9 protein-coding genes are annotated in these 9,045 nt (G+C 73.8%); 7 read left to right on the top strand and 2 right to left on the bottom strand.

Annotated elements, in window-relative coordinates:
- Positions 1-104: 104 nt before the first annotated feature.
- Together BUE45_RS24925 and BUE45_RS24920 are read left to right on the top strand one after the other, a co-directional pair.
- Entirely contained in the window at positions 105-317 is a 213-nt protein-coding gene (locus BUE45_RS24925) for a BldC family transcriptional regulator (protein WP_073382433.1), read from the top strand.
- A 601-nt stretch (positions 318-918) separates the two neighbouring features.
- Positions 919-1,101 (top strand): hypothetical protein, encoded by a 183-nt coding sequence (locus BUE45_RS24920; RefSeq protein WP_073382430.1) that lies wholly within the window; start codon positions 919-921, stop codon positions 1,099-1,101.
- 306 nt (positions 1,102-1,407) lie between these two features.
- Here BUE45_RS24920 and BUE45_RS24915 read toward each other — a convergent pair whose 3' ends face one another.
- On the bottom strand, positions 1,408-1,701 hold the full coding sequence (locus BUE45_RS24915) for a hypothetical protein (protein ID WP_073382428.1): 294 nt from the start codon (positions 1,699-1,701) through the stop codon (positions 1,408-1,410).
- 253 nt (positions 1,702-1,954) lie between these two features.
- On the opposite strand from BUE45_RS24915, the gene BUE45_RS24910 reads away from it, so the two are divergent.
- Positions 1,955-2,761, top strand: a complete 807-nt coding sequence (locus BUE45_RS24910) for a DUF4352 domain-containing protein (RefSeq protein ID WP_073382425.1) — start codon at positions 1,955-1,957, stop codon at positions 2,759-2,761.
- 51 nt (positions 2,762-2,812) lie between these two features.
- On the opposite strand, the gene BUE45_RS24905 is transcribed toward BUE45_RS24910, so the two are convergent.
- A complete protein-coding gene (locus BUE45_RS24905; protein WP_073382422.1) occupies positions 2,813-3,268 on the bottom strand; it encodes a flavodoxin family protein in 456 nt (151 codons plus the stop codon).
- A 351-nt stretch (positions 3,269-3,619) separates the two neighbouring features.
- On the opposite strand from BUE45_RS24905, the gene BUE45_RS24900 reads away from it, so the two are divergent.
- The 4 genes from BUE45_RS24900 to BUE45_RS24885 all read left to right on the top strand — a co-directional run bounded on the left by BUE45_RS24900 (position 3,620) and on the right by BUE45_RS24885 (position 8,904).
- The gene (locus BUE45_RS24900) at positions 3,620-4,462 is read left to right on the top strand and encodes a nitrilase-related carbon-nitrogen hydrolase (protein WP_073382419.1); all 843 of its coding nucleotides are present in this window, start codon (positions 3,620-3,622) and stop codon (positions 4,460-4,462) included.
- Between the two features lie 9 nt (positions 4,463-4,471).
- Entirely contained in the window at positions 4,472-5,878 is a 1,407-nt protein-coding gene (gene hydA, locus BUE45_RS24895; RefSeq protein ID WP_073382416.1) for a dihydropyrimidinase, read from the top strand.
- Positions 5,879-5,889: 11 nt separating this feature from the next.
- On the top strand, positions 5,890-6,903 hold the full coding sequence (locus BUE45_RS24890; RefSeq protein ID WP_073382414.1) for a TIGR03842 family LLM class F420-dependent oxidoreductase: 1,014 nt from the start codon (positions 5,890-5,892) through the stop codon (positions 6,901-6,903).
- A 420-nt stretch (positions 6,904-7,323) separates the two neighbouring features.
- A complete protein-coding gene (locus tag BUE45_RS24885; RefSeq protein ID WP_073382411.1) occupies positions 7,324-8,904 on the top strand; it encodes an NCS1 family nucleobase:cation symporter-1 in 1,581 nt (526 codons plus the stop codon).
- The last annotated feature ends 141 nt before the right edge of the window (positions 8,905-9,045 follow it).

Genomic DNA, 9,045 nt, shown 5'->3' with positions numbered 1-9,045 from the left:
TGGGTCCTGCGCGGCAAACTCCCCGGCGTGCGCACCCCCAGCGGACACCACCGCTTCCTGCGCACCGACGTCGACCGCCTCCTCCGCCAGGCAGGAGCCACCCCGTGAACCGCCCACAGCAGGTCCCCGAACCCCTCACCTCCGGCGAGGTCGCGCAGATGATGCGCGTCACCTCCGTCACCGTCGCCCGCTGGGCCGACACCGGCAAACTCACCTCCTTCCGCACCCTGGGCGGCCACCGCCGCTTCCACCGCGCCGAAGTCGAAGCCCTCCTGGTCCCCGAGACCGTCAGGGCCACCCGGCCCGAGACGGGCTGACCCGCACGCCCGCCCGGCGACCCCCGCCGGGCGGGCCCACCCCGCGACGACCACACACCGACAGCCGACCGGGACACCCGCATCCCGCCCCCGCACACACAACGACCGGAGAAGAGACCGAGCCCATGGGCAACACCCACACCGGGCACCCCACCCACCCCTGGAACCCACCCGTCCCACTACCGACACAGAGCAGTCGCCACCACGGGGAACCGCCGCTCCCGCCCTCACACAACACCACCGACTTCACCGACCTGGCCGACCTGGCCGCCGCCGTCCGCGCCCTGCTGGCCCTGCGCCCCGACCTCGCACAGACCACCCGGACACCCCACCCGACACCACCGGGACCAACCGGTCTGCCGGGATTGCCGGACCCACCAGGACCGCCGGGGCCGCCGTGGTGACCGGGCCGACCAGCACCGAACGGACACACCTTCCGGCCTCCCGCCCCTCGACGACCCCGTCCCCGGCCCGGTGGCCGGACCGGCGCACCCGGAGAGCAGACCGGGCGCCCCCTCGGGGGCGCTGCCGGTTCCACCAGGGCCGCACGGCACCGCCCGAACGCCTTCCGGGCGGGGACCGGTTCCGCTACGGTGCGTGCATGAGCGCAGCCCGCGATGAGACCGCCATGAAGCCCTCGGGGATCTGCCGGGCCGGCCGCCACCAGTGGCGGCACGACCCGCCGGACGGCCGGCGCCGGATGTGCGTGCTCTGCCGGTCGATGTCGATGATCAACTACCCCTGCGGCCCGGACTGCCTGGAGTGCCACCCCGAGGAGGACTGAGCCGCGCTCCCCCGCGCGCCCGCGCCGCGCGGAGACGCCCGCCCCCCGCTGCCCTCCGCAGACGACGCGGCCCCCGGCGGACGGCCGGTACAACGGCGGGGCCGAGCGGTTCTCCCCGGCCCCGGCCGGGGAACGGGCCCGTGCCCGCCCGCGCCCCCGCCGACCCCAGTCCGGAAGACGGGAAGCGTCCGCGGGGCGGCCCGCTACGGCCGCCACCGGTTCCGCACCCCGATCAGCGGCCCTCCCGCTTCCCGCGCTCCCGCCCTCTCCGCCTCCCGGGACGGCTCACCCGGACCCCCTCGGTACCTACATCCTCTTGGTCAGGGGCAGCAGGAGGGCGTCGCGGACCTTGCTCCACTCGACCGCGGCCAGGCCGCCCACACCCAGGTCCTCCACGACGGCGCCGATGGAGAGCAGGTCGTACTCGTCGGCGAGTTCGCGGTCCCCGTCCCGCTGCTCGTGGACGAGTCCGGAGACGTAGCGGCGCAGTTCGTCGGAACCCGCGGCGGCGGCCGTCCGGGCGGCGGCGTGCCAGCGGGCGTCGTGGGGGATCCAGGAGGCCACGACCTCGGTGGGGGTCGGGTGGTAGTCCGTGCGCATAGGCGCAACGTACCAAGGCGGGGCCGCGGGCGCAGGGGGCTTCGTGGCGAAGGCCACCGGGCCCTTGTGCGAACCGTCCGGGCCTCCGCATCATCCGATCGGACGGTAGAGGTACGGTCGCCATGGCGGCTCCGCCGCCACCGCCGACCGGCGGACGGCGGCCTCCACCGCCGCGCGTGCTCCGTCCGAGGCGCACCGCGCACCCTTCACCGGCGCACACACGCCGTCCCGCACCGAGACCGGAGCACTCACCATGTCTTACCCCAACGACCCCTCCGGCCCCCAGCCCCCCTACGGCGGTCCCCCCGGCGGACAGCCCCCCTACGGCCCGACCGGCGGCCAGCCGCCCTACGGTCCTCCCGGCGGGCAGCCCCCGTACGGTCCCCCCGGCGGGCAGCCGCCCTACGGGGACCCCTCCGGAGGGCAGCAGCCCTACGGGGACCCCAGCGGCGGCCAGCAGTCCTACGGCGCTCCCGGCGGGCAGCAGTACGACCCGTACGGCGTCCCCGGCGGACAGCCGCAGAAGCAGGGCATGTCGACCGGCGCCAAGGTCGGCATCGGTGTGGGTGCGGGCTGCCTGGGCCTGATCGTGATCGTGGTCGTGATCATCGTGGTCATCGCGATGTCCGCCGGCGGCGGCAGCAGCGAGGCCCCGGCCAGCGCCCCCACCTCCTCGCAGACCACCGAGCCGGGCGGCACCACCGAGGAGGCCCCGGCGGCCCCGAGCGGCGCGGTGACCATGACCGCGACCAACGCGGGCACCGCGAGCGGGACGATCGAGCCGAGCGAGACCTACACGGTCCTCGACGTGACGATCGCCAACAACTGGGACGAGACCCTGTCGATCAACCCGCTGTACTTCAGCTACGTGCTGGACGACGGCACCGAGGTCACCGACTGGGAGCTGTTCGCCGACATCCAGGGCATCGAGGTGTCGGAGCTGGCGTCCGGCCAGGAGGCCAGCGGGCAGGTCGCCATCCTCGGCGAGGTGACCGTGGTCGAGGTGCACTACACCCCCATCATCGGCCCCGACGAGCCGATCGTGGCGCAGGTGCAGTAGCGCCCTCCCCGTTCCCGGGCCCCGTTCCGCGCGCCGCGCGGGGCGGGGCCCTCACATGTCCAGGGCGGCCAGCGCGGTGACGGCCCCGAGTTCGCGGCAGGCGTCCCGGTCGGGGGCGCCGGGGGCTCCCGTCACGCGGACCGGGGGGCGGTGGCGCCGCCAGCCCATGCCCCCGGCGATGCCCTCCACCGCGCGGACCGCGCCCGCGGTGTCGTCGTTGCCGTGCACGTACAGGGAGTAGGGCACCGCCCGGCCGGCGGACAGCGCCGGGTAGTACACGAGGTCGAACCAGTACTTGAGGGCGCCCGACATGTACCCGATGTTGGCCGGCGTCCCCAGGACCACGGCGTCCGCCTCCAGGGCGTCGGCGGCGGAGGCCGACAGCGCGGGGCGGGCGACGGCCTCCACACCCTCGATCGCGTCGTCGCGGGCCCCCTCCAGCACGGCCTCCAGCAGCTCCTGGGTGGCCGGGGAGACGGTGTGGTGAACGATGAGCAGTCGCGCCATGCCCCCCACCCTAGGACCGGCCGCGGGCGCGGCCCCGCCCGGCGCGGCGGGGAGGGTGTGGAGGGGAGCACGAAATCCGCGCCCCGGAACACGGCGAAACCTGGTTCTTCCTCTGAATGGCGGTGCCCTGAAAAAAGGACATCGGACGCCATTGGCCGTCTTTGTGAAATCGCACAACACGAAGGAATCCCGTTCGCCGGGATGTCGGATATTGACCTGCCATTCCCCTCTCTCTATCGTGCGATTCTCATCGCGCGCCGCTCCGCCCGCACCCGCCTGCCAACAGGGCCTACGCGGACGCGCCGACCGTTCCGGGCCGACCGCGACGGCCACGGAGGAACGAGGGGAACCATGCCGCACACCGTCCGTGCCGCACTCGTCCAGACAGAGTGGACCGGCGACACCGATTCCATGCTCGACGTCCACGAGGAATACGCGCGCGAGGCCGCCGCCCGGGGGGCGCGGGTCATCGGCTTCCAGGAGGTGTTCAACGCGCCCTACTTCTGCCAGGTGCAGGACGCCGCGCACCACCGGTGGGCCGAGAGCGTCCCCGACGGCCCCACCGTCACCCGCTTCCGGGCCCTGGCCCGGGAGCTGGGCATGGTGATGGTGCTGCCCGTGTTCGAGGCCGAGGGGCCCGGGTTCCACTACAACACCGCCGCCGTCATCGACGCCGACGGCACGTACCTGGGCAAGTACCGCAAGCACCACCTCCCGCAGGTCGAGGGGTTCTGGGAGAAGTACTACTTCCGGCCCGGCAACCTGGGCTGGCCGGTGTTCGACACCGCCGTCGGCCGGATCGGCGTCTACATCTGCTACGACCGCCACTTCCCCGAGGGCTGGCGGGCGCTGGGCCTGGCCGGGGCGCAGCTCGTGTACAACCCGTCGGCGACCAGCCGGGGCCTGTCGGCGTACCTGTGGAAGCTGGAGCAGCCCGCCGCCGCCGTGGCCAACGAGTACTTCGTCGCGGCCATCAACCGGGTGGGCCGGGAGGAGTACGGCGACAACGACTTCTACGGCACCAGCTACTTCGTGGACCCGCGCGGGCGGTTCGTCGGCGACACCGCCTCCGACACCGCGCCCGAGCTGGTCGTGCGCGACCTCGACTTCGGCCTGATCGACGAGGTCCGCACCCAGTGGGCCTTCTACCGCGACCGCCGCCCGGACGCCTACGGCCCGCTGACCGAGGGATAGGGGACGGCCATGGGACGCACCCTCATCACCGGCGGCCTGGTCCTGACGGCCGCCGACGAACTGGAGGCCGAGGTCCTCGTCGAGGACGGGACCGTGGCCGCCCTGGCCCTGCGCGGCGGCGACACCGCCCGCTCCTGGGCCCGCAGCGGCGCCGAGGTCGTCGACGCCGCGGGGCACTACGTCATCCCGGGCGGGGTGGACGCGCACACCCACATGGAGATGCCGTTCGGCGGCACCTTCGCCTCCGACACCTTCGAGACGGGGACCCGCGCCGCCGCCTGGGGCGGCACCACGACGATCATCGACTTCGCGATCCAGACACCGGGGAGCCCGGTGCGGGCCGGGGTGGACGCCTGGCTGGCCAAGGCCGAGGGCAACTGCGCGATCGACTACGGGTTCCACGCGATCCTGTCCGACATCGACGAGTCCTCGCTCAAGGAGATGGACGCGCTGGTGGACGAGGGCATCACCTCGTTCAAGATGTTCATGGCCTACCCGGGCGTCTTCTACAGCGACGACGGGCGGATCCTGCGGGCCATGCAGCGCGGCGCGACCAACGGCGCGCTGAGCATGGTGCACGCCGAGAACGGCATCGCCATCGACGTGCTCGTCGAGCAGGCGCTGGCGGCCGGGAGGACCGACCCCCGCCACCACGGCGAGGTCCGCAGGGCCCTGCTGGAGTCGGAGGCCACCCACCGCGCCATCCAGCTGGCCCGGGTGGCCGGGGCCCCGCTGTACGTGGTGCACGTGTCCGCGGGCGAGGCGGTGGAGGAGCTGTCCCGCGCGCGCGACCTCGGGGTCAACGTGTTCGGCGAGACCTGCCCGCAGTACCTGTTCCTGTCGGCGGAGGACCTGGCGGCGCCGGACTTCGAGGGCGCCAAGTACGTGTGCTCGACACCGCTGCGGCCCCGGGAGCACCAGGAGCACCTGTGGCGGGCGCTGCGCACCGACGACCTGTCCGTGGTCTCCACCGACCACTGCCCGTTCTGCTTCAACGGGCAGAAGGAGCGGGGCCGGGGCGACTTCTCCAAGATCCCCAACGGCATGCCGGGGGTGGAGAACCGGATGGACCTGCTGCACCAGGCGGTGCTGGACGGCCGCATCTCCCGGCGCCGGTGGATCGAGCTGGCCTGCGCCGCCCCGGCCCGCATGTTCGGGCTCTACCCGCGCAAGGGCACCATCGCGCCGGGCGCCGACGCCGACATCGTCGTCTACGACCCCGGGGCCGAGCACGTGATCTCGGCCCGGACCCACCACATGAACGTCGACTACTCCGCGTACGAGGGCAGGCGGGTGAGGGGCCGCGCCCGCACCGTGCTCTCGCGCGGCCGGGTCGTCGTGGACCGGGGCGAGTACCTCGGCTCGGCCGGGCACGGCCGCTACCTGACCCGCGGCACCTGCCAGTACCTGATCTGAGAGGGGAGCACATGGACATCGGACTCGTCCTCCAGACCGACCCGCCGGCCGACCTGCTGGTGGACCGCATGGCGCGCGCCGACCGGCTCGGCTTCACCCACGGGTGGACGTTCGACTCGGTCGTGCTGTGGCAGGAGCCGTTCGTCGTCTACAGCCGTGTCCTGGAGCGCACCGAGAACCTCGTGGTGGGCCCCATGGTGACCAACCCGGGCACCCGCGCCTGGGAGGTGACCGCCTCCCTGTTCGCGACCCTGAACGACATGTTCGGCAACCGGACGGTGTGCGGGATCGGCCGCGGGGACTCGGCGATGCGGGTGGCCGGGCGCAGCCCCGCCACCCTGGCCCGGCTCTCCCTGGCCATGGCCGCGATCAAGGACCTGGCCGAGGGCCGGGAGGCGGACGTGGACGGGGCGTCCCTGCGCCTGCCGTGGGTGCGCGACGGGGCGCTGCCCGTCTGGATGGGCGCCTACGGGCCCAGGGCCCTGGAGCTGGCGGGGCGGCAGGCCGACGGGTTCATCCTCCAGCTGGCCGACCCGTACCTGACGGAGTGGATGGTCAGGGCGGTGCGGGCGGCGGCGGCCGACGCGGGCCGCGACCCGGCGGAGATCACGGTGTGCGCCGCCGCGCCCGCCTACGTCACCGACGGGTCGGCGCGGGGGCTGGCGCACGCCCGCGAGCAGTGCCGCTGGTTCGGCGGCATGGTGGGCAACCACGTCGCCGACCTGGTGGCGAGGTACGGGCACTCGGGGGCGGTCCCGCAGGAGCTGACCGACTACATCGAGGCACGGCAGGGCTACGACTACAGCCACCACGGCCGGGCCGACAACCCCGACACCGCGTTCGTGCCCGACGGCGTGGTGGACCGGTTCTGCCTGCTGGGCACGGTGGAGGAGCACGTGGCCAAGCTGGAACGGCTGCGCGAGGCGGGCGTCGACCAGTTCGCGGTCTACGCCATGCACGACGACGTGGACGGGGTCATCGACGCCTACGGGCGCGACGTGGTCCCCGCCGTGGCCGGGATCTGACCCGCCGCCCCGCCCGCGTCCCCGGGCCCGGACGGGCCCGGGGACGCGGGGCCCGGGGACGCGGGGCCCGGGGGCGCCAGAGGCCCGGGGTCCACAAGGGGCGGGGGCGCGGGGCCCGAGGGGCGCAAGATGCCGAGGGAGCGCACGGGGCCAGGGGGCCGCACGGGGCCAGGAGGCACGGGGGTTCACCGGCGGGTGCCCTGCCCGGAACAGCGCGGTCACAAGAAAAGCGCACACTGCCGGTGCGGGCGCGGGGGCGGGCCCCGGTGGCCGCCCGCCTACCCCGGGTGACGTGCGAAGATATTCGGTGGCCCGCAACAGATCGGGCATATCCCCACATTTCTACGCGACCATGCCGGGCCCGACGCCGTGCCCGCCCGCCACACCGGCTCCCCGCATCACCCGAGAATCAGGTGCCCCGTGACCCAAGCCCCACCCTCCCCGGAACCGAGCGCCGTCACCCACCCCGACGGCCGCGTCTCCCTGGCCGAGGGCGCGTCCATGCCCGAGAGCCCCTACGTCAACGGCGACCTCCAGCCGGTGCCGATGGCCCGCCGCACCTGGGGCACCGGGAGCTTCACCGCCCTGTGGGTGAGCATGTCGGTGAGCATCCCCGCCTGGACCCTGGCCAGCGGCCTGATCGCCGCCGGCATGGACTGGCGCCAGGCGATGCTCGCCGTGGTGCTGGGCAACCTCGTCGTGCTGCTGCCGATGGTGCTGACCGGCCACGCGGGCGCCAAGTACGGCATCCCCTTCCCGGTGTTCGCGCGCGCCTCCTTCGGCCTGCGCGGCGCCAACCTCCCGGCGCTGCTGCGCGGCGCGGTGGCCTGCGGCTGGTTCGGCATCCAGACCTGGGTGGGCGGCCAGGGCGTGTACGTGCTCGCCGGCCGCCTGTTCGGCGACGCGTGGCTCGACGCCCCCGCGGTCGGCGGCAACCCGTGGACCCTGTGGCTGTCCTTCGCCGTGTTCTGGGTGGTGCAGGTGGTCATCATCCTGTGGGGCATGGAGGGCGTCCGCAAGGTGCAGGTGTGGGCGGCCCCGATGATGATCGTCGGCGGCGCGGCCCTGCTGGTGTGGATGGCCGCCGAGGCCGGCGGCCCCGGCGCCATGCTCGCGGGCGACCCCGGGGGCCTGGACTGGGGCCCGTCGTTCTGGGCCCTGTTCTTCCCCTCGCTCATGGGCGTCATCGGCTACTGGGCGACCCTGACCCTCAACATCAGCGACTTCACCCGCTTCTCCGCCTCACAGCGCGCCCAGGTGATGGGCCAGTCCCTGGGCCTGCCCACCACGATGACCCTGTTCTCGCTGCTGGCGGTCATGGTCACGGCGGGCACCGCCGCGGTGTACGGCGAGCCGCTGTGGAACCCGATCGACATCGTGGCGCGGATGGGCAGCGGCCTGGGCCTGCTGTTCGCGATCTTCATCGTGCTGCTGGCGACGGTCTCCACCAACATCGCCGCGAACCTGGTGGGCCCGGCCTACGACCTGGCCAACCTGGCGCCGCGCCTGATCAGCTTCCGCACCGGGGCGATCATCACGTGCTTCCTGGGCGTGCTCATCTTCCCCTGGAAGCTCCTGGAGAACGAGAGCGTCTACATCTTCACCTGGCTGGGCACCGTCGGCGGCGTCCTGGGCACGGTGGCGGGCATCCTGCTCGCCGACTACTGGGTGGTGCGCCGGACCCGGCTGGACCTGCCGGGCCTGTACACGCGCGGGTCGGAGTACTGGTACCGCGGCGGCTGGAACTGGCGGGCCCTGGCCGCGTTCGGCTCGGGCGCCCTGCTGGCGGTGGGCGGCTCCTACTCGGCCGTCGACGCGGACACCGGCGCCAAGCTGGGCCCGTTCCCCGCGGACGGCCTCATCCCGCCGCTGGCCCCGCTCGCGGACTACGGCTGGGTCGTCGGCCTGGTGAGCGCCTTCCTCGTGTACTGGGTGCTGAACCTGGTGGCGCCGGTCCGCGCCCGGCCGGCCGCGGACACCCCGGAGGCGGCACGGTCCTGACCCGCGCCCGGACGGCCGGGCCGCACCCGCCGGGGGCCGCACCGAAAGGTGCGGCCCCCGGCCGTTTCCCGTCACCGGGACATGGTCCGGGCGTTATTCCGTCGTGACCGGTACCGGGCTGCGGGTAGCGTCGAACAACCG

The organism is Nocardiopsis flavescens, assembly GCF_900141985.1.
Taxonomy (GTDB): Bacteria; Actinomycetota; Actinomycetes; order Streptosporangiales; family Streptosporangiaceae; genus Nocardiopsis; species Nocardiopsis flavescens.
Note: the sequence above shows the minus strand (reverse complement) of the source record. Positions and strands in the feature narration are given on the sequence as shown.